The organism is Flavobacterium sp. KH_035 (assembly GCF_057839565.1).
The window spans coordinates 3,942,899-3,965,243 of sequence record NZ_CM174492.1; the positions used below are offsets into that span (position 1 = coordinate 3,942,899).

General features: G+C 34.5%; 19 protein-coding genes. 2 read left to right on the forward strand and 17 right to left on the reverse strand.

The window, feature by feature from the left end; all coding sequences use genetic code 11:
• Positions 1 to 59 precede the first annotated feature (59 nt).
• The 9 genes from AC3IS6_RS16270 to AC3IS6_RS16310 all read right to left on the reverse strand — a co-directional run bounded on the left by AC3IS6_RS16270 (position 60) and on the right by AC3IS6_RS16310 (position 9,023).
• On the reverse strand, positions 60 to 365 hold the full coding sequence (locus AC3IS6_RS16270; RefSeq protein WP_017497486.1) for an NIPSNAP family protein: 306 nt from the start codon (positions 363 to 365) through the stop codon (positions 60 to 62).
• A 6-nt stretch (positions 366 to 371) separates the two neighbouring features.
• Positions 372 to 1,097, reverse strand: a complete 726-nt coding sequence (gene hisA, locus AC3IS6_RS16275; RefSeq protein ID WP_489160886.1) for a 1-(5-phosphoribosyl)-5-[(5-phosphoribosylamino)methylideneamino]imidazole-4-carboxamide isomerase — start codon at positions 1,095 to 1,097, stop codon at positions 372 to 374.
• Positions 1,098 to 1,171: 74 nt separating this feature from the next.
• Complete coding sequence (gene hisH / locus AC3IS6_RS16280) at positions 1,172 to 1,759, reverse strand: imidazole glycerol phosphate synthase subunit HisH (RefSeq protein WP_489160888.1); 588 nt, start codon at positions 1,757 to 1,759, stop codon at positions 1,172 to 1,174.
• Between the two features lie 99 nt (positions 1,760 to 1,858).
• Positions 1,859 to 2,995, reverse strand: a complete 1,137-nt coding sequence (hisB, locus tag AC3IS6_RS16285; RefSeq protein WP_489160889.1) for a bifunctional histidinol-phosphatase/imidazoleglycerol-phosphate dehydratase HisB — start codon at positions 2,993 to 2,995, stop codon at positions 1,859 to 1,861.
• Positions 2,996 to 3,167: 172 nt separating this feature from the next.
• Positions 3,168 to 4,214: a histidinol-phosphate transaminase gene (gene hisC, locus AC3IS6_RS16290; RefSeq protein ID WP_489160891.1), complete on the reverse strand. Its 1,047-nt coding sequence runs from the start codon at positions 4,212 to 4,214 to the stop codon at positions 3,168 to 3,170.
• 174 nt (positions 4,215 to 4,388) lie between these two features.
• Positions 4,389 to 5,681: a histidinol dehydrogenase gene (gene hisD, locus AC3IS6_RS16295; protein ID WP_489160893.1), complete on the reverse strand. Its 1,293-nt coding sequence runs from the start codon at positions 5,679 to 5,681 to the stop codon at positions 4,389 to 4,391.
• 108 nt (positions 5,682 to 5,789) lie between these two features.
• Positions 5,790 to 6,647 carry an ATP phosphoribosyltransferase gene (gene hisG / locus AC3IS6_RS16300; RefSeq protein ID WP_489160894.1) on the reverse strand — a complete coding sequence of 286 codons (858 nt, stop codon included), beginning with the start codon at positions 6,645 to 6,647 and terminating at the stop codon, positions 5,790 to 5,792.
• Between the two features lie 309 nt (positions 6,648 to 6,956).
• Positions 6,957 to 8,357, reverse strand: a complete 1,401-nt coding sequence (locus tag AC3IS6_RS16305; RefSeq protein ID WP_489160896.1) for a sensor histidine kinase — start codon at positions 8,355 to 8,357, stop codon at positions 6,957 to 6,959.
• On the reverse strand, positions 8,358 to 9,023 hold the full coding sequence (locus tag AC3IS6_RS16310) for a response regulator transcription factor (RefSeq protein WP_489160897.1): 666 nt from the start codon (positions 9,021 to 9,023) through the stop codon (positions 8,358 to 8,360). It abuts the gene before it with no gap.
• 337 nt (positions 9,024 to 9,360) lie between these two features.
• On the opposite strand from AC3IS6_RS16310, the gene AC3IS6_RS16315 reads away from it, so the two are divergent.
• Positions 9,361 to 11,451 carry an LTA synthase family protein gene (locus tag AC3IS6_RS16315; RefSeq protein ID WP_489160899.1) on the forward strand — a complete coding sequence of 697 codons (2,091 nt, stop codon included), beginning with the start codon at positions 9,361 to 9,363 and terminating at the stop codon, positions 11,449 to 11,451.
• A 199-nt stretch (positions 11,452 to 11,650) separates the two neighbouring features.
• Here AC3IS6_RS16315 and AC3IS6_RS16320 read toward each other — a convergent pair whose 3' ends face one another.
• A complete protein-coding gene (locus tag AC3IS6_RS16320) occupies positions 11,651 to 12,649 on the reverse strand; it encodes a zinc dependent phospholipase C family protein (RefSeq protein ID WP_489160901.1) in 999 nt (332 codons plus the stop codon).
• 170 nt (positions 12,650 to 12,819) lie between these two features.
• On the opposite strand from AC3IS6_RS16320, the gene AC3IS6_RS16325 reads away from it, so the two are divergent.
• Positions 12,820 to 13,773 carry a hypothetical protein gene (locus AC3IS6_RS16325; RefSeq protein ID WP_489160902.1) on the forward strand — a complete coding sequence of 318 codons (954 nt, stop codon included), beginning with the start codon at positions 12,820 to 12,822 and terminating at the stop codon, positions 13,771 to 13,773.
• A 9-nt stretch (positions 13,774 to 13,782) separates the two neighbouring features.
• Here the strand turns inward: AC3IS6_RS16325 and AC3IS6_RS16330 are convergent, their stop codons facing one another.
• The 7 genes from AC3IS6_RS16330 to AC3IS6_RS16360 all read right to left on the reverse strand — a co-directional run bounded on the left by AC3IS6_RS16330 (position 13,783) and on the right by AC3IS6_RS16360 (position 22,336).
• Positions 13,783 to 14,748 (reverse strand): YeiH family protein, encoded by a 966-nt coding sequence (locus AC3IS6_RS16330; RefSeq protein WP_489160904.1) that lies wholly within the window; start codon positions 14,746 to 14,748, stop codon positions 13,783 to 13,785.
• Positions 14,749 to 14,822: 74 nt separating this feature from the next.
• Positions 14,823 to 15,719: a LysR family transcriptional regulator gene (locus tag AC3IS6_RS16335; protein WP_489160906.1), complete on the reverse strand. Its 897-nt coding sequence runs from the start codon at positions 15,717 to 15,719 to the stop codon at positions 14,823 to 14,825.
• Positions 15,720 to 15,887: 168 nt separating this feature from the next.
• On the reverse strand, positions 15,888 to 16,229 hold the full coding sequence (locus AC3IS6_RS16340) for a hypothetical protein (protein ID WP_489160908.1): 342 nt from the start codon (positions 16,227 to 16,229) through the stop codon (positions 15,888 to 15,890).
• A gap of 89 nt (positions 16,230 to 16,318) precedes the next feature.
• Positions 16,319 to 18,346, reverse strand: coding sequence for a hypothetical protein (locus tag AC3IS6_RS16345; protein ID WP_489160909.1), 2,028 nt, complete (start codon positions 18,344 to 18,346; stop codon positions 16,319 to 16,321).
• Positions 18,347 to 18,442: 96 nt separating this feature from the next.
• Complete coding sequence (gene fabG, locus AC3IS6_RS16350; protein WP_173967752.1) at positions 18,443 to 19,189, reverse strand: 3-oxoacyl-[acyl-carrier-protein] reductase; 747 nt, start codon at positions 19,187 to 19,189, stop codon at positions 18,443 to 18,445.
• A gap of 889 nt (positions 19,190 to 20,078) precedes the next feature.
• The gene (locus AC3IS6_RS16355) at positions 20,079 to 21,455 is read right to left on the reverse strand and encodes a DUF4302 domain-containing protein (protein WP_489160911.1); all 1,377 of its coding nucleotides are present in this window, start codon (positions 21,453 to 21,455) and stop codon (positions 20,079 to 20,081) included.
• A 23-nt stretch (positions 21,456 to 21,478) separates the two neighbouring features.
• Positions 21,479 to 22,336: a zinc-binding metallopeptidase gene (locus AC3IS6_RS16360; protein WP_489160912.1), complete on the reverse strand. Its 858-nt coding sequence runs from the start codon at positions 22,334 to 22,336 to the stop codon at positions 21,479 to 21,481.
• Between the last annotated feature and the right edge of the window lie 9 nt (positions 22,337 to 22,345).

Here is a 22,345-nt window from a genome sequence, read left to right on the forward strand (position 1 = left end):
TTAATGTGTTAATTGGGTAATTAGGCAATTTGTCAATTAGATAATTAGTCAATTTTATACTATTCGAATACTGGGCGAAGAAAAGTTCTCTCGTAACTTAGTATACAGCGAGAATCTTCTGCAATTTTAAAAGTTTCAATACATTCCTGATCTTCCAAAATTAATCTTCGATAGTTTTCATATTCAGCTAAACTTGGGAAGGAAAACATTGCAAACGCAATATTATTAGCTCCTTCAGAAGGCATGAAGTAACCATGATGCTGACCACCAAATCGGTTTACTAGTTTAATCCATCTTTTTCCATAATCTTCGAAAACAGCTAGTTGGAAGGGATCTATTGTGTATTTTAAATGACAAGTAACCATATGTTTTTATTTTCTAATTATATAATTTTCTAATTGTTTCAGGGTAATGCGTCCTTCGTAAATTGCCTTCCCAATAATGGTTCCTTCGCAGCCAAGTTCGGCTAGTTTGGGCAATTCATCGAACGTTGAAATTCCGCCTGATGCGATTAATTTTACGCCGTTGGCTTCGTTTAGTATTTTTTGATACAAATCAAAACTTGGTCCTTCTAACATTCCGTCTTTTGCAATATCTGTACAAATAACATACTGAATTCCTTTATTTTGATATTCCTGAATAAACGGAATCAAATTTTCATTTGAATCTTCTAGCCAGCCTGAAACAGCGATTTTTTCGTCTTTGGCATCAGCACCTAAGATAATTTTATCCGAACCATATTGCAAAATCCATTTTTCGAAAATGGCCTTATTCTTTACGGCAATACTTCCGCCTGTAATTTGACTCGCTCCGCTCTCAAAAGCAATTCTTAAATCATCATCTGATTTTAAACCACCACCGAAATCAATTTGCAGACTGGTTTGCGTCGCAATTTGCTCCAGGATTTTATAGTTTACAATTTTACTTGATTTTGCGCCGTCCAAGTCAACTAAATGCAAATATTCGATTCCATGTGCTTCGAAGGATTTCGCCACTTCCAGTGGATTTTCATTATAAATTATTTTGGTATTGTAATCGCCCTTCGACAAGCGAACACATTTTCCGTCGATGATATCTATGGCTGGTATTATTCTCATTTTGTTTATTTTATTAAAAGATTTAAAATTGAATAATTTAAAGATTTAGCTCAATTTTTTAATTTTTAAATTATTCAATCATTTAATTCCAGAAAATTCTCTAATATTTTCTCCCCAACAGCCCCACTTTTTTCGGGATGAAACTGTGTTCCGAAAAAATTGTCTTTTTGTAGTGCCGATGCGTATTCTGTCTCATAATTTGTTGTTGCAATAGATTCAGAACAATTCGGAGCATAAAAACTATGAACGAGATACATGAATTCGTTCTCGACAATCCCTTTAAACAAGTCTGTTTTTAAGTTATAAATCTGATTCCAACCCATTTGGGGAACTTTTACTTTTGATGTAAATTTAATGACGTCGACATCAAAAATCCCTAAGCCTTTAGTGTTTCCTTCTTCAGTAGACTTGCACATTAATTGCATGCCCAGACAAATGCCTAGAACGGGTTGTTTTAAATTTGGAATCAAACGATCCAGTCCACTTTCTCGAAGTTTTTCCATCGCTGAACTTGCTTCTCCCACTCCAGGGAAGATTACTCTGTTAGCCTTTTGAATTTCATCGGCATTATTGCTTAAAACGGCTTTATAACCAAGCCTTTCAATTGCAAACATGATACTCTGAATATTTCCTGCTCCGTAATTTATGATTACTATTTTCATTTAATTTAAGTCTTAAAGTCCAAAGTCCAAAGTCTTAAAGTCAATTTCTATATTCATAATATAAAACTGTTGACTTTATGACTTTCCTCTTTTGACTTATTAAAGCATTCCTTTCGTTGAAGGCAAAATCATTTTTTCAGTGTCTCTTTTTACCGCTACTTTTATCGCTTTTGCAAAAGCCTTAAAGATAGCTTCGATTTTGTGATGCTCGTTTGTTCCTTCAGCTTTGATGTTGATGTTTGCTTTTGCTCCATCTGAGAAGGATTTAAAGAAATGAAAAAACATTTCGGTTGGCATTTTGCCTACCATTTCACGTTTAAACTCAGTTTCCCAAACCAGCCAGTTTCTTCCCCCAAAATCTATTGCGACCTGTGCCAGGCAATCATCCATAGGCAAACAGAAACCATATCGTTCGATTCCCAGTTTGTTTCCTAAGGCTTTTGCAAAAACTTCTCCTAACGCAATTGCTATGTCTTCAATCGTGTGGTGCTCATCAACCTCCAAGTCACCTTTAACTAGAATTTCCAGGTCCATTTGTCCGTGACGGGAAATTTGATCTAGCATGTGATCAAAGAAAGCAATTCCGGTCTCGATTTTACTTTTTCCGGTTCCGTCCAGATTTAAGTTAATAAAAATATCGGTTTCATTGGTTTTACGCGTAATCGAAGCAGAACGTGCTTCCAGTTTTAAAAACTCATAGATTCTTTTCCAGCTCATGGTCTGAAGAATAATGGTTTCATCTAACTCTTCGCGTTTAGATGAGATTTCATTACTTCCTATTCCGTCATTATCATTGATAAAGATTGCTTTTGCTCCCAGATTTTTGGCCAGTTCAACATCCGTCAAACGATCTCCTAAAACAAAAGAATTTGCCAGATCATACTCCGGATTATTAATATATTTTGTCAACATTCCGGTTCTGGGTTTTCGAGTTGGCGCATTATCTTCCGGAAATGATTTGTCTATAAAAATTTCATCAAACGAAACTCCTTCATTTTCAAAGGCTTTTAAAATAAAATTTTGTATTGGCCAAAATGTATCTTCAGGAAAACTATCTGTTCCTAGTCCGTCCTGATTCGTAACCATTGCCAGTTCATAATCTAATTCATTGGCAATTTTAGCCAGATACTGAAACGCTTTCGGATAAAATTCTACTTTTTCTAAAGCATCTAACTGGTAATTTTCAGGTTCTAAAACAATCGTTCCGTCACGATCGATAAAAAGTACTTTTTTCATATTTTATATTTTTGTGACCTCTGTTGTCACTTTTATATTTCCTAATCTCTCCAGTTTGTCATTTCGACGAAGGAGAAATCTCCGTTTTACTAAGCAAGCTTTGTGGAGTTTCTTGTGAAGATTTCTCCTTCGTCGAAATGACAAGATTGAGAATCAATCTGTGCGTAAGAATTTATTTCAACGAATTTATTTCCTTTATCAAAACAGCGTTTTCTTCTTTTGTTCCAATGGTCAAACGCAGACAATTTTCGCATAGTGGCTGGTTGGTTCTGTTTCGAATTACGATTCCTTTTTCAATAAGCTGTTTGTATCTTCTATTGGCGTCATCAACTTTTACCAATACAAAATTAGCTTCAGTCGGATATACTTTTTCAATAAAACTCACTTGAAGTAAAACTTTAACTAACTCTTCTCTTTGCTCAATAATTGAATCTATTTCCTGTTTTATTTTATTAGAATCGTTCAATCGGCTTATTGCTCTTTGTTGTGTCAGTTCGTTTACATTATACGGAGGTTTTATTTTGTTCAACACTGAAATTACAGCTTGAGATCCATAACAAATTCCCAAACGAATTCCAGCCAATCCATATGCTTTTGAAAGTGTTTGTGTAATAATTAAGTTTGGATATTCGTCGATCTCAGTAAGCCAACTTTCTTTTTCCGAAAAGTCAATATAAGCTTCATCAATCACCACCAAGCCTTCAAAATTCTGAAGCAATTTTACAACGCTCTCATCTGAAAAAGAATTCCCGGTAGGATTGTTTGGAGAGCATAAGAAGATAATTTTTGTTTGCTCATCGGCAGCATTTAAAATTTGATCTACTTGTGGCTGAAAGTCGCTTGAAAGCAGTACTTCTCTGTTTTCAATTGCATTGATATTTGCCAAAACTCTGTACATTCCGTATGTTGGAGGCAATGAGATAATATTGTCGATTTTCGGTTCGCAGAAAGCTCTGAATAGTAAATCCAGGACTTCATCGCTCCCGTTTCCTAATAAAATCTGATTTGATTTCACTTTGTTATTCTTTGCCAGTATCGCCTTAACCGAATTCTGCTGTGGATCCGGATAACGATTCACTCCATTCTGAAATGGATTTTCATTGGCATCCAGAAAAATCATTTCGGCAGTATCAAAATCTTCAAACTCATCACGCGCTGATGAATAGGGTTTCAAAGATTTTACGTTTTCTCTTGTTATTGTGTTTATGTCGAATTTCATCTCTTTCTTTTTTCTTTTAGATAATAGATTCAAGAGCCAAGAGTAAAGACTTCTTGTCTAATCTGTATATGGCACTCTTGCTCCTATGTTCTATCTTCTTTGTTATATTCTCTTGGTTCTATTCTCTTGGTTCTATTCTCTTGGTTCTATTCTCTTGGTTCTATTCTCTTGGTTCTATTCTCTTCCCTCCAAACTCTTTAATCGCAACGTCACCGCATTTTTATGCGCTTGCAACCCTTCAGCTTCAGCCATAATTTCGATCGCGTTGCCAATCTTTTGAATTCCTTTTTCAGTGATTTTCTGAAAAGTCATTGCTTTCATGAAACTATCCAGATTCACTCCGCTGTAATTTTTAGCGTAACCATTTGTCGGCAAGGTGTGATTGGTTCCGGAAGCGTAATCTCCGGCACTTTCAGGAGTATAATTCCCAATAAAAACAGAACCTGCATTTACAATTCCGTTACAATAGAAATCATCATATTGGGAACAGATAATAAAGTGTTCGGGGCCATACTCGTTGATTAAATCCAAAGCGATCTGATCGTTTTCTACATAAATTAGTTTTGAATTTTCAATGGCTTTTTGCGCAATCGCTTTTCGGGGAAGTTCTTCAATCTGAATTTGTATCTCCTTTTCAACCGTTTCAATTAGTTTTTTAGAAGTCGAAACTAAAATTACCTGACTGTCGGTTCCGTGCTCCGCTTGTGATAATAAATCGGAAGCTACAAAGGCAGGGACCGCCGTATCATCGGCTACTACAAGCAATTCTGAAGGCCCTGCCGGCATATCAATCGCTACTCCAAACTGAGTAGCGAGTTGTTTTGCTACGGTTACGAATTGATTTCCAGGTCCAAAGATTTTATATACTTTCGGAATTGATTTTGTCCCGAATGTCATTCCGGCAATGGCCTGGATTCCGCCAACTTTCAATATTTTGGTTACACCGCACAAATTAGCCGCATACAAAATAGCGGGATTTATTTTTCCTGATTTATCGGGTGGAGAACATAGTACAATTTCTTTGCAACCAGCAATTTCAGCAGGAACAGCCAACATTAAAACGGTTGAAAATAAAGGTGCTGTTCCGCCCGGAATGTATAAGCCAATTTTCTGAATAGGTCTTTTCTCTTGCCAACAGTTTACTCCTTCTGTTGTTTCGATTAAAATTTTCTCTGTTTTTTGGGCGGTATGAAACTTATAAATATTTTCTTTTGCTAATTGAATAGCAAATTTTAATTCATTAGAAATCGAACTAACAGCTTCCTGAATTTCTTCCGGTGAAACTTCGTAATTCTCTAAAGCAATTCCGTCAAAAATTGAAGTGTATTTTGCCACGGCTTCATCTCCTTTTTTCTGTACTTCTTTAAAGATTTCTTTAACTGTAACTTCGATATCATCGATCGTTTTAGTTGGTCTTTTTAATATTTCTGACCAGGTGTCTGGTTTTGGATTGTTTATTTTATTCATTTCTTTTAATGCTTTAGGCTTTAAGCTTTAGGCTATAAGCAGTTTTGTTTTTTCTTTAATCTGTCAGCATATAGCTTAAAGCTTATTGCTTACAGCGCACGAAGTGCATTAAAGAACCATTTTTTCGATTGGGCAAACCAAAATTCCTTCGGCTCCGGCATCTTTCAATTTGTCAATTACATCCCAAAAGGTGTCTTTGTCGATTACTGAGTGAACACTGCTCCATCCTTCCTGAGCCAACGGCAGAACGGTAAGGCTTCGAAGAACAGGTAGGATTTTTCCAATTTCTTCAATTTTGTCGTTTGGAACATTCATTAGAATGTATTTTGAGTTTCGTGCTCTTAAGACAGACTGAATTCTGAATTTTAAGGTATCAATGTGTTTTTGAATCTCTGGAGATACTTTTGGAGAAACTGCTAAAACGGCTTCACTTTTCAGAATTACTTCCACCTCTTTCAGGTTGTTTTTGAATAAAGTGCTTCCACTGGATACGATATCTACAATGGCATCTGCTAGTCCTATATTGGGAGCAATTTCGACAGAACCTGAAATCTGGTGAATATCGACTGTTAATCCAAAAGAGTTAAAATATTCATTAACGGTATTGGGATAAGAGGTCGCTACACGCAGACCTGCTAAATCTTGTATGGAGTTGTATTCAAAGGCTTTAGGGACAGCTACAGAGACTTTGCATTTTGAGAATCCGAGTTTTTGAATGACTTCGACGTGCTTGGCTTTTTCAACTAGCAGATTATCACCAACTATAGCCAGATCTACAACTCCGTCAATTAGATATTGAGGAATGTCTGAATTTCGAAGGTATAAAACTTCTAGAGGAAAATTGGAAGCCTCGGCTTTTAACTGATCGTTTCCGTTGTTGATTGAAATACCACAATCTTTAAGGATTTGAATGCTGTCTTCGTTTAACCGACCTGATTTTTGAATTGCAATTTTTAATGTACTCATTTTTTAGTTTTTTTTGAATTAATAGTCTGAGTACAAAGAAGTGGTATAAAAAAACCCGTTTGATGTACTCAAACGGGTTTTAAAATATGATGATTTACACACATACCATTAACACATCGCCTGAGAGCAATAATGAAAATGATGATGATGTAATTGAATAGAAATCATGACTTGTTTTGTTTTTTAATTCTTTGATTCGGTTGCAAATATAATAGTTATTTTCATAAAAAAGCATTTTTTAATTTAACTTAACGATAGTTTATTGTTAAATAAATGCTCAAGCCCTGATTTTTATTGGATTTTTAGAATTTAAGATGCCATTTTTTTATTTAGATTGAAATACAAAATTACCGTTGTCCCTACCCCTATTTCGCTTTCAATTTTAAATTTAATATGAAGTAATTCTGTTATTCTTTGTACAATTGAAAGCCCTAATCCTGTTCCTTTAATCTCCGGGTGTTCTGTAGAGTTTGATCTGAAAAAAGGACTAAAAATAGCATCTAAGTCCTGCTTAGCAATTCCGATTCCATTATCAGAAATTCTGCAAACAATTTTTTCGTTTTGTTGTGAAAGCAGAATGGTAATTTCTCCTCCGTGATGTGAATATTTGATCGCATTCGAGATAATATTTCTAAGTATTGTAATGACTAAAAAATTATCGGATTGGATATAATAATCTTGCGAAACATCAAATTTGACTTTGATGTTTTGGCTGTTAATCTTCTCCGAATTTAATCTGAAAACATCTAAAATGACTGAATTTAAGTATACTGATTCTGTATTGATGTCTTTCTTCTGGTTTTCAAAACGGGCCATTAATAACAGCTGATCTACGAGCATGTTTAAATGGTCAACTTCTTTGATGCAATAATTAATTTTATCTTCATATTCTTTGTTATCCCGAGGTTTACGAATTAAAACTTCAAGTGTTCCTTTGATAACGGTAAGAGGTGTTCTTAGTTCGTGAGAGGCGTCGGAGGTAAACTCTTTTTCGCGTTCAATTGCGTCTTCAATTCGATTCAGCAGATTGTTTATCGTTTTGGACAGCGTATACAACTCGTCCTTTGTTTTAGGTAAGGCAATACGAGTTTTTAGATTGTCTTTTGTGATAATCTTCGAAGTGTTAATTATGGCATTAATTGGTTTTATGCTTCTTCCTGCAAAGAATCGGGCAATAAAAAATAACAATAGTAAAATACCCAGAAAAGAAAGGCACATGATGTCAAATAAATTATTCAGTACCATTTTAGAATCGGCCAACGACATGGCTACGATTACATATCCTATTTTTTTGCCTTTAAGATGAAGCGGAACCTGAATTTGTCTAATGGCATGGTCTCCCATTTTAGTATCAAACAGTTCAAAATCTTCAACAGAATCATTAAATTTTAGGTTTTGCGTTTTTAAGTTTGGTGCTTTTTCGATGATTTTTTTGTTGAGATCGAGAAATTCTACAAATACAGGATTGACATCTACTGTATTGTGTTCTCTTTCGTTCCATTCCTCTTCGTCTATTAGAATTACTTTACCATCGACCTCTTTGATTTCTTCGAGATGATTTTGAATTTCAACTTTGATTTTTTCATCAATATGACTGTAAACGGTGTGTTTTACAATAGAATAGATAACAGAAAAAACGGCTACAATTAATAGTCCCGTTGTAATAATGTAGTTTAATGCAATTCTGTTTTTAAAAGAAAGCTGTGTCATTTATAGATCGTTAGCGATATAGCCGATACCGCGAATTGTTTTAATATAATCTTCTTCAATTTTTAAATTGAGTTTTTTTCGGATAGCATTCATGAAAACATCAATAACACCGGTGTCGTATTCGAAATTAATTTCCCAGACATCCTTTAATATCTGATTTCGTGTGCAGACTTTTCCTTTGTTCTGAATTAAATATTTTAACAGCTCAAACTCTCTTTGGGTCAATGCAATTTCTTCATTGTTTTTTAGGACAATATGTTTTAATAGGTCGATTTTTATAGTACCCAGAGTCAGGTTTTCCGAGCCTTTTTGATTTCTAAAGTGAATTTTAATGCGTTCCACCAGTTCTTCAAAGCTAAATGGTTTTTTGATGTAGTCATTTGCTCCGGCCTTTAAGCCTTCAATCGTTTCCTGAACGGTATCTTTTGCCGTTAGAAAAATAATGGGTGTTTTTTGATCTTTAACTCTAATGGCTTTGCACAAATCTAATCCGTTAATTTTTGGCAGCATCCAATCTAATAAAATTAAATCAAAATGTTGGCTGTGGATCAATTCAAAACCTTTAGAACCATCATTGGCTGTCGTAATTTGATATCCTTCTTCCTGTAGGCCCTGTTGCAGAAACTGAACAATACCTAACTCATCTTCAACTATTAGAATGTGCATTTTACTGATATATTTTAGATTAAACGGCGATTTTTTAACCTCAAAGATAAAACTTTTGAAATCAGAAAAGGTTTAAAACCATCAGAATAGCGTAAAAATGTCCAACTTAAGAAAACTTTAAGTTAACACTAAGAAAGGCAAAAGGATAACTTCATCCCGAATTAATTTAATGGAATTATTTTTGTCTCAAAAGGAATAATATTTTCAGAATTTGTGTTAAAACACATTAAATATTATTTATTGGCTTGGAAAATTATACTATTTTCGTCAATTTTATAATATTTTCAGATGTTTTGGTATTTAAAGTTTATAATTATTTAAATTAAAAAAAGAATTAATGACCCTTTCAAAAAAGTTTTCTCCAATCTACAACCTGGCTCTCTTTTATTTTATTGTTAGCTTATTGTTAAGAATTGTTTTATTCTTTCATCCTATCACACAAAGCTCATTTACCATTCTTGAGAGTTTAAAAATCTTTGTCTTAGGACTTGTTTCTGATTTTTTTGTTTTTGCTCTAGTAAGTGTTTTTTTATGGCTGTATCTCATTTTTATATCAAATTCTAAATACAACAAACCCTCCGGTTATATTATTTTAGGCATTTTTGCTTTACTCTTTATTTATGTGGCTTCCGGAAAAAGTGTTTTTGACGAATACGGCGGTGCATTGCCTCTAATTGTTCTGATTTTTATAGGAATTAAGATGGCACTTTTTGCACTTTTACTGTTTCTTCCCAAACTAAGAGCTAAAATTAGATATTGGTTGTTTGCATTTGTGATATTCTTATATGTGTTATTAATTCTACAAAACGGATTAAGTGAGTATTTCTTTTGGAACGAATTTGGTGTAAAGTATAATTTTATTGCGGTAAATTATTTAATTTATACCAATGAGGTCATTGGTAACATTATGGAATCTTACCCTGTTGTTCCAATATTCTCTGCTTTATTCTTAGTAACCGGAATCGTAACTTACTTTCTTCTTAAGAGATCCAGAAACTATATTGATGCTATTCCAACATTAAACGAGAAAGTAAAAATTACGGCTATTTATCTTGGTTTATTTGTCGTTTCGTTGGTTGCGATTCCAACCTTGGCAAAAACAGAAAATTCAAAGAACGTGTTTGTTAATGAATTGCAGGCAAACGGATTGTATAAGTTTTACCTAGCATTTGAGAACAGCAAACTGGATTATTTTAAATTCTACAAAACACTTCCTAATGAAGAGGCTTTTGCACTTTTAAAACAGCAGTTTCCTACGATTAAGGGGCAAACAACACAAAGAACCATCATCGGTGATTCTACAGAAATCCGTAAAAATGTGGTTCTGATTACCATTGAAAGTTATAGTGCCGACTTTATGAAGATGTATGGAAATGAGCAAAATATTACTCCTTTCTTAGACAGTCTGGCTCAAAAAAGTTTACTGTTTACCAATTTGTACGCTACAGGAAACAGAACGGTACGCGGACTGGAAGCCGTAACACTTTGTTTGCCGCCAACTGCCGGCGAAAGTGTGGTGAAAAGAGAAGATAATAAGAATAAATTTTCGACAGGAGCTATTTTTAAGCAAAAAGGTTACAATTTGAAGTATTTGTATGGCGGAGATGCTTTCTTCGATAATATGCAGGATTTCTATTCAGGAAATGGCTATGAAATTGTAGACAAATTGAGTTTTTCTCCGGAAGAGATTACCTTTTCAAACGTTTGGGGTGTTTGTGACGAAGACATGTACAACAAAGCTATAAAGGTGATGGATGCGGAAGAAAAGCAGAAGAAACCATTCTTTAATCATATCATGACGGTAAGTAACCATAGACCTTTTACCTATCCGAATAATAAAATAGATATTCCGGGCGATGCGAAATCCCGTGATGGCGGTGTAAAATATACCGATTATGCCTTGAAAAAATTCTTTGAAATGGCCAGTAAACAATCCTGGTTTAAAAATACACTTTTCGTAATCGTTGCCGATCATTGCGCATCAAGTGCCGGAAAAACGCAACTCCCGTTAGACAAGTACAGAATTCCCGGATTTATTTATGATCCGAATGGAAAACCTCAAAAATACAATCGGTTGATGTCGCAGATTGATGTGATGCCTACTCTTTTTGGATTATTAAACTTTAGTTATGAAAGTAAGTTTTTTGGTCAGGATGTTTTAAAACCAGATTACAAACCAAGAGCTTTTATAGCAACTTATCAGGATATGGGCCTGATTAAAGACAATGTTTTAACGATACTGTCGCCTAAGCAACAAGTAAAACAATTTGATTTACAAATCAATACAAAACCCGGCATTGCTCCGGAATTTCAGATTGATTACAATGAAATACCTATGAAAACAGAGAGAGACGACCTGATAAAGGAGACTATTTCTTTTTATCAGACGGCTTCGGATATGCTGAAAAACAAAAAGTATCAGTATTAGTCTCCGGTCCCGGTATCAGTCTCAGTTTAAATACCGGTAATGGTTTCAGTTAGAAGCTAAGTCTTAAAAATAAAACTAAATAGGAAACAAAAAAGAGCCTCAGGTTCATTAGAATTTGAGGCTGTTTTTATATAATAAATTTAGTTACAATCTGTAAACTAAAATCAAGCATTAGGACTGCTACTGCGACTGAAAGCTCTTAATCATTTTGATTTTTCATTCCAAATAAGTCACCTTGCTGGAATAGCTTTAAATCGTCTCTTAAAGGCTGGTAGTTTCTTTGTGTAACTGCCGGTGCATCTAACTCGCTTAAATCAGGTTTTCCTGCATTTACCCATGCTGTGTACCAAAAACTCGCTGTTGCTGTAATGGCTTTTCTCATTTGACTTTCAACCATTCCGTTTAATTCTTTGTGCAATTTCTTAGCATAATCATCAGAGAAAACAGAGGTGTTATATTTGCTTTTTACCACTTTTCCTTCTGCATCCATTTTAAATACCTGATTCTCCGGTGTGGCAGTTCTAAGTTTTTTATCTACATCTAATAACGGCTGAACTAAGCTATGCGTATCGTTAATCATGTCCCATGTTGCTTTATGAACATCTTCATAATATTGGGCCTGTGGAACATTTAACTTGTAGTTTTTAGCAAATAGCTCCGGAAGTCTGCTTTCCCAAAGAGAGTGAATTCCCTTTTGATCAGTCAACTGTCCGTCATGATTTGAAGATGTATGTAACGGCATGTGAGCGTCACCTATATAATGACCTAAATCAGCCGCAAGAAATAGAATTTCTGCTCTGTTTTTGTCTTTAAAAGCTTTGGTTAATTTTACCATCATATCTTCGATATACCAAGGTAAGATTCCGTTTTCGTTTAAGAATTTAGCATCATATTTTTTCTTTGCAGCTTCTAATGTTTGTGGGATGCTGTCTACTCTGCCAAAGCTCTCCATATCAAAATAATGTCTTGGATTTTCGTCTTTGTAATTCAGGGCATATTTTCGGATATCCGGTACAGAAGCTTCTTGTGTAATAAAATCGATGTGGTTGTAGAAAAAGATCAAAAGCGGTTGTGGCAAAGCCATAACTGCAGCTTTATTGATACGTTCGTGACCAACAATCCCCCAGGATAATGTCAAAAAACCAATTGCCAATGCAAATAATGCGATTAGTCTTGGTTTCATTCTTAAGTTTTTCATTTTTATTTTTGTTAGAGGTGCAAATTTATTTTATTTATGTACATTTCAAAGGGAATAGCAGTAAAGATTATGAAATTAAGTTTGTTTTATTTTTTTGATGCTGAAATCATAGAAGTTACAATTAAAAGTTTCTTTGTAAATTCGTTCCGTTTTATCCTAGTTTTAAAAATATGCGCCTGATCCGACTTAGCCTTCTTTTCTTTTTCTTTGTTTCTGTTTGTTCTGCTCAGGAAGATATAGTAGAACTAAAGAATGTTTCTGATACTATTCTTAACTCCAAAAGAACACTTGAGGTATCTGATCCGTTGGAGGCCGTTAAAACGATGCAAAAACTGTTTCCGGGAAAACAATATAATCTTTCGGATCACAATACTTTTATAAGCTGGAAATGCAAAACTTGCGAACCAGCTGCTTACAATGATGTTAATGAAGTCGAAGGCGATCAGTTGTTTCCTTACGACAATGGTGTTGCAACACGTGTTCTTGGTAACCTTGATTATACCGATTCTAAAGGAAATCAGTTTAAACTATTGCTATTCAATCACTCTTTTTATGACGAGGATGGATTGCAGACAGGAAGATTTTTGGGTGGACTTGCAGGAGTAGCCAAGTTTGCAAAAAATGGTACAGTCTGGCAAATGAGATCGTTTCAGCCTGCAATTGCAGCCTTTGGTTCTTTCGCTCAGGCTCCCTCGCCTAAGTTGGTACAAATTGGAGAAGATCAGTATGCCTTTACCTTTACCCATGTCAATGGTGGCGCAGGAGGTCCGTTTGAAGGAATTCTTTACCTGGTTGCCGGATTTAATGGCAAATACCAGCCTGTTATGGAGGTTTACGATTACAAGCTTACCAATGTTGCCAGTGTGGAATGGTCGGGTTCGTATACGGTGGTAAATGATGCTGCTAAAAAACACTTTAGAGATATTATTGTCAAAACAAATGGTTCTTATAACAAAGCTGAGAGGGTCAATGATGAATTTGAAGTGACGTTACCCGAGGAAATAGCTGCTATGGCGAAAACAAAAAAGCAGTTTGATTTTGTAATTGAGAGACGTTTTTCATTTAAAGGCAATCGCTATAAGATAGTTGATAAGCCAATTGTCAAATTTTCTAAGATAAAATAGCCAATTGCTTTAACCTAAGTACAAAATCGAAGCAAGACCCAGAGTAGCGATAAATATCCAAAGAAGAATTCCCTGTAACAAAGGCATCACCCCTACTGATTTTAAAGTGGTCACATTCAAAGTAGCGCCAATCAGGAATAAAGTAATCGTTAAACCAACTTTAGCGATAGCCACAATATGTGGTGCTACAATAGCTGTTTGTGGTACATACGTATTGAGAAGCATTGCCAGAATAAATAAACCGATGAAATACGGAATCTTAATTTTAGAATTCTTATTCTTGAAAAGCACTGCCGTTAAAAGTGATATTGGAATGATCCATAACGCTCTGGCAAGCTTTACTGTAGTGGCAATTTGTAAAGCTTCAGCGCCATATTTATTAGCCGCTCCTACTACAGAACTAGTGTCATGAATAGCAATAGCACACCACAATCCAAAATCTTTCTGTGACAAATCAAGTTGATGCCCAATAAACGGGAAGACAAACAATGCTATTGAATTGAGTATAAAGATAACCCCCAAAGCGATTGAGGTCTGATTTTCTTTTGATTTGATGACGGGTGAAATGGCAGCAATGGCGCTTCCTCCGCAAATAGCAGTTCCGCATGAGATTAAGTGTGATGTTTTCTTTTCGGTTTTGAACCATTTTCCTAGAAAAGTCCCCAAAATTAAGGTACTGAAAATAGAAAATATGGTAAGTACAAAACCTTCTTTTCCGGCCGATAACGCCGCTGTGGCATTCATTCCAAAGCCTAAACCTACGACAGAAAACTGAAGTAAAAAAGTAATCGCTACATAGTTGAATTTTACAAAAGGATTTCCAAAAACATTTACGAGAATTACACCAAGCAATAAAGCTATGGGAGGTGAAATGATGGAGAATATACACAATACAATTATAAAAGCAAATAATGCTTGTTGCAGGTGTTGATTGATTTGAAATAAACGAGCCGATGTATGTTGTGTTGTTTTCAAAATAAGTAATTTGATATTTCTTGTACAAAGGTCAGTCGTTTATATGATATTTACCAATCGTAAAACGCGATAGGCTATAACTCTAAGTTATAATAAGAAGAGATGTTTTGAATAAATAACTCCGCCAAGGCGTTTGGTTTTCCAAGTAAAGTAATGATGTAAAAATAACGCTCAACCGATAAGCCAGCCACATCCAGAACCATTAATTCGTTATTCTTAAGTTCTTTATCTACTGCGTGTATGGACATAAAAGCCAGACAATCTGAATTTAACAAGTAGGATTTAATACTTTCGGTGCTGCCTAATTGCATTTCGATTTGTAAATCACTTATTTTTACATTGAGTTGTTTTAAAGCGTACTCTATAACTTCAAGTGTTCCTGATCCGCGTTCCCGGGTGATGAATTTCATCGATTTTAGATCTTCCAATGAAATTTCATTTTGCCTGATTAAGGGATTTTTGGTGTTGCACACTAAAACAAGTTCGTCTTTTAAAAACGGAGTATATTTAATAGACTGGTTTTTAGATTGTCCTTCAACAATTCCAATCTCTATTTCTTTGTGGATCAAAGCATTCTCAATTTGCTCTGTATTTCCATTCAGCAAATTGACTTTGATGTCTTTCTGTTTTTGATGAAAACGTGCCAAAACGGGAGAAATAATGTACTGAGAAATTGTTGTGCTCGCTCCTAGCCTCAATAAACCCTGACGCTCATTAATAAAGGAGCTCATTTCAAAGTCTATTTCGCGATAGATTTCAAAGATGCTTTTGGTGTGTTTCAGCAGGATTTCTCCGGCCGGAGTTAAAGCAATTTTGGAGCCGTTACGTTCAAAAAGTTTGGTTTTATAGGTTTCTTCCAGTTCCTGAATGTGTTTGGAAACTGCTGGCTGGGAAATATATAATTCTGATGCCGCTTTAGTAAAGTTAAGGCGGACCGCGACAGTGTAGAATACTTTTAGCCTGAAATCCATTGTGTTAGTTAGTTTTGTTTCATGTTTAAAGTTTCAAGTTACGAAAAACACTATGTTCTAATTGTATCATAGAGATTCTCGAAGGATCCGCAAAGTACACCAAGAGTGCTTTTTATAAATTTAAACTATTTTGCAGTTATTCTTTGAAATTTATTACAGAAAAAAGTTTTATTGCCAGTCTATAGGAAATATTCCTGATTCATTTAATATTAACATTAAATTATATTTACCTGTCTTTTTATTCTTTCTGTAAATATAAACGTTTTTTGAAAAAGCTTTTTTTACTAAACTATCTGATTTTTCAATGTCTCTTTTATAAGAATGAAAATTTGCAAAACCAAATTCATTCTTAGCGTCACTAACAGTTATATCGCCCTTTGCTCCTTCGATAATTCTAGTGACTATAAAATTGTAATCTTTTCTGTTTTCTCTTCTAGCGCTGATATAAATAAGCGATAAAGTACCTAGAAAAAATAAGCTAAAAAAAGTAATAATTCTCTTTAGTACCATTTAATATTCAAGTTAACTACTTCAGGATAAATAATTTGACTATTTATCTAATAAAATTCGCCCCTTTATGAAATTCGTATAACTATTACTTACAATAATCCATTGTATTTACGGATAAACCATTCTGCGGTCAATACTAAAGCTATTAAAATCAACAGCCAAACCCAATCAATCAAAGGCGTTTTGGTGGAAACATTTTTTTCAATTGATTTGTATTCTTTATTCTCCAAAAGTTGTTGAATTAAATCATCTGCCTGATTTTCAAAGAAAGCTTTTCCATTGGTTTGAAGCGCCAGTTGCTTTAATTTCTGAACATCCGGATTTACAAATTGTTTTTCGATATCAAAATCTAAAATTTCAAAATGGCCTGAATAAGCCGTGTTTGTATTTAATTCTTTTACCGTAAAGTTATACTTTCCCGTTGATAATCCGTCCAGATTTACAGAGAAGGAATTGTTTCCTTTTAGTAAATCATAGTTTTTAACTTGTTTGGTCTCAGTATTTGTTACTGTAATAGTTAGTCTTGCCTTTTCGTCAAATTCATAATTTTTATTAAAATACTGGGCATTGATGACAATCGATTCACCCGAATTATAAAAGCTTTCGTGTGTAACGACCAAAGATTTTTTGGTCGTTGTGGAAGCCAGGTACTGAATGATTTTATCTATAAAAACATCGTATTTTTCAAACGACTGATTGTCAATATGACTTTGTAAACGCCACTTCCAGCTGTTTTCTCCTAAAAGAAAAGCGGTTCTTTTTCCATGATCCTCAGTAAAGGCCAATAACGGGGCGTTTGTAGAAACGTTTCTTATTTTTGAAGAAAGCAGAACAGATACATTTCCGTTAGTTGTAACTGTTCCGAATAAATTTTGTAGGGGCGGAAAATTTTCAAAACCAATATCGTCTACCGCAAATAAGTTAAATTGTGATTGAAATTCGCAGAGATAATCTTCCCTTTGTCCGCTCATTTTGAACACTAGGTTTTTTTGTTGTTGGTTCAGATAGTTAAAATCGGTATTGTTACCGGTAATGATAAAGGTATTTGCCGCTGCCAGTTTGTTGTTGTCGAATATTGCTTTAAAGGCAGTTGTTGGCTGATACAAAACTAAAACCGACACTTCTTGTAACTGGCTAATATCGTTTGGCTTAACTAATATCACTTTACGCTGTGCATTCACTTCAATAGCGCGTTTCAGAGCTGCAATATCAGGATGATTTATTGCCGAAACGATTGCAATGGTCGATTTTTGATCGATGATTTCGACTGCAAAATTTTTGATATTGTTGTAGCTGTTCTTCTCTTTGGTATTTGAAGTAACTGCTGCTTTAAAAATCTGTAGCCCTACTTTATCAGCCGGTAAAAGCAGGTTTAAGGTTGCTGTTTTTTTAGCAGGAGAAAAAGAAACTTTCTCTTTGGCAATAACTTTACCGCCCTGTGAAATGGTGAAATCGGCATTTGTGGTTTTATCCCCTGCGTACTGAAGGAATACTTCAACCGGGAATTTATTTTTGTGAAATGCGTATTTGTTTACGTTGAGCTGATTGATTTTCAGGTCTAAAAAAGTGGTTGTATCTCCTACAACCAGAGGATAAACTTTATTGACAGGGTCAAAACGATATACATAATCGTTTCCTGTAGTCTGATTTCCATCTGTTATGATTACGGTTGGAAAGATCAGATTTTTGTTGATGCTTTTTAAATTTTTAGCGACTTCATCGAGATTGGTTTGTTTTCCTTTAAAGTCAAATTTCTCAGAAGGCTTAAAATCTGCGTCAAACTGATAAGATTGAATTTCAAATTTTTCACGTAACGCAGGATTTGAAATTAATTTCTGATGCAGTTCGACCACTTTTTGATCTGATTTTAAAGCGGTAATTGAACTTGAATTGTCGACGGCAATTGCAAGTGGTGTTTTGGTAATCTCAAGCGAATTTTTGGTCATTATTGGGTTTATCAATAAAACCAGCAGTCCAAAAATGGCTAAAAAACGTAAGAAAGCCAAAAACCAAATCACATTGGATTTGTTTTTGGCTTTAAAAAAATATTGAAAATAAGACAAACCAACTGCGATTACTAAAGAAAGTAATATTAATAGAATCGTGTTTGTAGTCATATATTATTAATTGAAAGATTAAAAAAAATTAAAAATTAAAAGATTGAAAGATTAGTAATCTTTGAATTTTCCAATTATTGAATCCTTAAATTATTTTTAGGTAAGCATTCCTCCGCAAACATTAAGTACTTGTCCTGTAACGTAAGAACTCAAGTCTGAAGCTAAGAAAAGACAAGCATTGGCAACATCTTCTGCACTTCCGCCTCTTTTTAATGGAATTCCATCTCTCCATCCTTTTACTACATCTTCATTCAATTTTGCAGTCATCTCCGTTTCAATAAAACCAGGAGCAATTGCATTGCAACGAATATTACGTGATCCTAACTCTAATGCAACAGATTTAGTAAAACCAATTGCACCTGCTTTTGAAGCTGCATAGTTTGTTTGTCCTGCATTTCCTGAAACCCCTACTACTGAACTAATATTGATAATAGAACCAGAACGTTGTTTCAAAAAGGTTTTTTGAATTGCTTTTGTCATATTAAATACAGATTTCAGGTTTACATCGATAACCTGATCGAAATCTGCTTCAGACATACGCATTAACAGGTTGTCTTTTGTAATTCCGGCATTGTTAATTAAGATATCTACTGTTCCGAAATCAGCCAAAACAGCATCCACAAAAGTTTGCGCTTCATTAAAATCGGCCGCATTAGACTGGTATCCTTTTGCTTTAATTCCTAAACCGTTCAATTCAGCTTCTAAAGCTTCTGCAGAAGCTACAGATGAGCTGTATGTAAAAGCAACATTTGCGCCATGTTTAGCAAAAACTTCAGCAATTCCTCTTCCAATTCCACGACTAGCGCCCGTAATAATGGCAACTTTTCCTTCTAGTAATTTCATAATCAAAAATAATGTTAATATTTATTTGTAGCTAAGCTGTTCTTTAACTTCACTTTTTGTGAAAAATTACATAAAAAACAGTGCTATGAATGACTTGTCAAATATATGATAATTCCCTTTTTAAAAAAATTACTCTTGATATAATTTATGATTTAAGCGGATTGTTTAGAAATAATAATTAAAAAACCGTTTCAAAAATTTTGAAACGGTTTTCACTTTTTAATTAAACTTAACTACTAGATTAACTTCACTTAAAGTTAATACTGGCTGAAATTATTCGTCCACTTTAATATAGTCTTTGCAAGAAAAGGATAACAATCAATAAGGTTGAAATTCTGTAAAAACTAGTCCACCCTTCTTTTTTCCTTTGTTCTAAAGATACATTTTTATAGTATTGAAACCAAGCGTATCCATTTATGACCATTGCCACTATATAAATTCCCAATATAAAATTATTCCAGATTATTAATTTTTCCATGTTAATTACTATTTACAATTATTCCTCCTGTTTATTAGAGTCTTATCAAAAGAAAGATATAAGAATTAATCAGCGTGATTTACTATCAATGGTGCGATATATTTCTTCATGATTCTCTTTAAATTAAAATTTACTTCTGTGGGCTATACAACCTTCCTATGTACCTACCATTTGGATTGTAGTTTCAGTTTTGTCTACTTATTACTTAAAAAAAGGAACACGGATAAAATAAATACTCTAAAAGTTTAATTAAAAAAAGCAGCTCAAAAATGAGCTGCTCCCTTCAAAATAAAAAAAACTAATAAAAAAACTTGTATGGGGAACTTTGGTCACTAATAAAACTAGCAAGCTCATTTGTTATAATTATCGTCCCCAAAAGCTCTTTTCTATTCAAAATAATAAAATTAAAGTTTATTGAAATGCCCAAGTGGTCATTCTAAAAGGACCTGCCACTCCTGTAAAAGTAAATACAGTATTTGGAGCTCCAACAGTAAAACTCTCCTTTTTAAAATACAAACCAGCAGGATTTGTCAGCTGATCATCTAAATCCTTTAAATAAGCCGGTGCAGGAATAGTAACTGCTGATGCAAAAGAGCTGCCCGAAGTCCATCTAGTTGTTGGCGTTAAGAATATAATTTTCTTCGTTTGATCTGCCGATAAAGTAAAGAAGTGATATACTCTAGTTATTACTCCTGTAGCGCTCGCAAATCTGTATTCAATGTAACTACCTGAAGGTGTATTAAACCAAGGTTGTACTCTAGTTAATGTTGTGCCAGCCGGTCTTGAAGCCTCGACAGCTCTAAACAATGAAAGAAACAAAGATGAATTTGTTGCTGCAAGTGTTAATATCGACCTGTCATGACCATATACTAAGTTTGCGTTTGTTGGCAGCAACATCTTGTAATCATCAGTCAGTACTAAAGGTTGGTTACTGTACTTAATGGTTGCTGTAACACCAGCAGTTCCAGTCGCAATAAAACTACCATCGGTATCATTGTAAGTAAAGGTTGATAATTTTTGACCTGCAACTGTTACCGCAGGACTAACTACAATACCTGTAGGTGTATACCCGACTCCCATGCTTATAACCGATTCGGAACCATCTAAGGCTCTTGAAACTGCATATCTTGTAGCAGCTGTAAACGAGAAATCATACTTGGTAACTTTTGCACCGTCATTAATCTCCAATGATCTAAATAATGGTCTTTGTGATCCTCCAATTATATTCTGACGGCTTACTAAATTTTTAGGTAAGTCTGTCCAATCCTGAGCTGTCGCTTTTACAAAACGTACTTCTCTAACTAATCTGTTACTTCTAAAAACAAGATCTCCGTTTTCCTGTCCGTAGTACAAAAACTGAAAATCTCCTAAATATCCTTTTCCTCTCAATGCAGTAATTGGAAAACTGTTTGAATCTGACAAAAGGTGGATTCTGTTATAAGTATTAAACAATAAACTCATTGTGCTACCAAGAACAACGGAATAATCACTTTTATAAACATTGGTATCACTATCAAAATCGGATGCCATTTCTACTTTATTGTTTGGAAGAAACTTAAACAAATGGGTATATCCGCCCAATTGAGTGTCATCTGTAAAATAAACTGCTTTCCACCCAAATTCAGATGAAAGTAATGCTGTGTTTAACTCGCTTTTCTGCTCACTCAAACGTTCTGCCGGAGTTTTATCAAACTTTGCTTCCGCATCGGTATCATTTGCGCAGGCACTGAATAACTGTATGGTCAAGAATCCAATTATCAGATACTGTACTATATTTTTTAATTTCATAATTTACGATTTAAATTAATGGCTTAATTACTTATAACATTGGTCGTGTTCAATTGTGCTGCATCTCTTAAAGCATAGAAGTCCATGTTAAAAGCGTCTTTATAATACTGTACGACCATGGCCTCTTTTTGTTTAATTTTTGCCCTTCCGCTATCACTCGCGCTAGCAAGCAATGCATCGTATTCCGCTTTGGAACTGATCAGTATTACTGAAGCGGTTTCTGCAAAATCCTCAATAATATTATTTCTGGCATAATTCGTAACAAACCCAAGATTTTTGGAGGTCTGGAGATTTTCTAAGTGCCAGGTTGCCGTATAATCTGCAGGAGTAACTTTTTGCCACGCTTTTTCGTCAAAAGGTTTATTCTGATTCAAAATATGTACATATTCATGCTGAATGGTGTGTATGAATTCTGTAACACTTGCACGATTTTTTCTATTCAGATAGTCTACCTCGAACAATGTAATTCTTTGTCCTGAATCTGCAATCCCTAAAGTTCTTGTTCCATTGGTATTAGAGTTTACTCCTCCTACCAGAACAATTTCTCTTGGAGCTACTTTTTTTACAAAATCAACACCACCAACAGTAGAATAGCTATTCAGCCAGATTTGTTTCACCACTTCCAATGCTGATTGTACTCCATTGACAGCCGGAGGGAAAAGAAACCTGTTATTGTCTACTGTATTCTGATTCCATTTGTATTGAGCGTTGATATTATACGGATTAAGATAATTTGTATCAATCCAGTTATCTAAAGCCGTTTTTTCAGGCTGGGTATAATCTAATTGACTCTCACCAGGCCTGTCTTCATGTGTACAGGCACCTAAAGTTAAAACCCCGGCTACTAGTAGTATTGCTTTATATTGTTTTATTGTTTTCATATTTCTAAA

Coding starts and splice junctions, on each gene's coding strand:
- hisC (WP_489160891.1), bottom strand. CDS start 4,214: ATGAAATTCGACATAAACACAATAACAAGAGAAAACGTAAAATCTTTG.
- fabG (WP_173967752.1), bottom strand. CDS start 19,189: ATGAAATTACTAGAAGGAAAAGTTGCCATTATTACGGGCGCTAGTCGT.
- AC3IS6_RS16340 (WP_489160908.1), bottom strand. CDS start 16,229: ATGGTACTAAAGAGAATTATTACTTTTTTTAGCTTATTTTTTCTAGGT.
- AC3IS6_RS16335 (WP_489160906.1), bottom strand. CDS start 15,719: ATGGATTTCAGGCTAAAAGTATTCTACACTGTCGCGGTCCGCCTTAAC.
- AC3IS6_RS16315 (WP_489160899.1), top strand. CDS start 9,361: ATGACCCTTTCAAAAAAGTTTTCTCCAATCTACAACCTGGCTCTCTTT.
- AC3IS6_RS16320 (WP_489160901.1), bottom strand. CDS start 12,649: ATGAAAAACTTAAGAATGAAACCAAGACTAATCGCATTATTTGCATTG.
- hisG (WP_489160894.1), bottom strand. CDS start 6,647: ATGAGTACATTAAAAATTGCAATTCAAAAATCAGGTCGGTTAAACGAA.
- hisD (WP_489160893.1), bottom strand. CDS start 5,681: ATGAATAAAATAAACAATCCAAAACCAGACACCTGGTCAGAAATATTA.
- AC3IS6_RS16305 (WP_489160896.1), bottom strand. CDS start 8,357: ATGACACAGCTTTCTTTTAAAAACAGAATTGCATTAAACTACATTATT.
- AC3IS6_RS16310 (WP_489160897.1), bottom strand. CDS start 9,023: ATGCACATTCTAATAGTTGAAGATGAGTTAGGTATTGTTCAGTTTCTG.
- hisA (WP_489160886.1), bottom strand. CDS start 1,097: ATGAGAATAATACCAGCCATAGATATCATCGACGGAAAATGTGTTCGC.
- AC3IS6_RS16345 (WP_489160909.1), bottom strand. CDS start 18,346: ATGACTACAAACACGATTCTATTAATATTACTTTCTTTAGTAATCGCA.
- AC3IS6_RS16270 (WP_017497486.1), bottom strand. CDS start 365: ATGGTTACTTGTCATTTAAAATACACAATAGATCCCTTCCAACTAGCT.
- hisH (WP_489160888.1), bottom strand. CDS start 1,759: ATGAAAATAGTAATCATAAATTACGGAGCAGGAAATATTCAGAGTATC.
- hisB (WP_489160889.1), bottom strand. CDS start 2,995: ATGAAAAAAGTACTTTTTATCGATCGTGACGGAACGATTGTTTTAGAA.
- AC3IS6_RS16360 (WP_489160912.1), bottom strand. CDS start 22,336: ATGAAAACAATAAAACAATATAAAGCAATACTACTAGTAGCCGGGGTT.
- AC3IS6_RS16325 (WP_489160902.1), top strand. CDS start 12,820: ATGCGCCTGATCCGACTTAGCCTTCTTTTCTTTTTCTTTGTTTCTGTT.
- AC3IS6_RS16355 (WP_489160911.1), bottom strand. CDS start 21,455: ATGAAATTAAAAAATATAGTACAGTATCTGATAATTGGATTCTTGACC.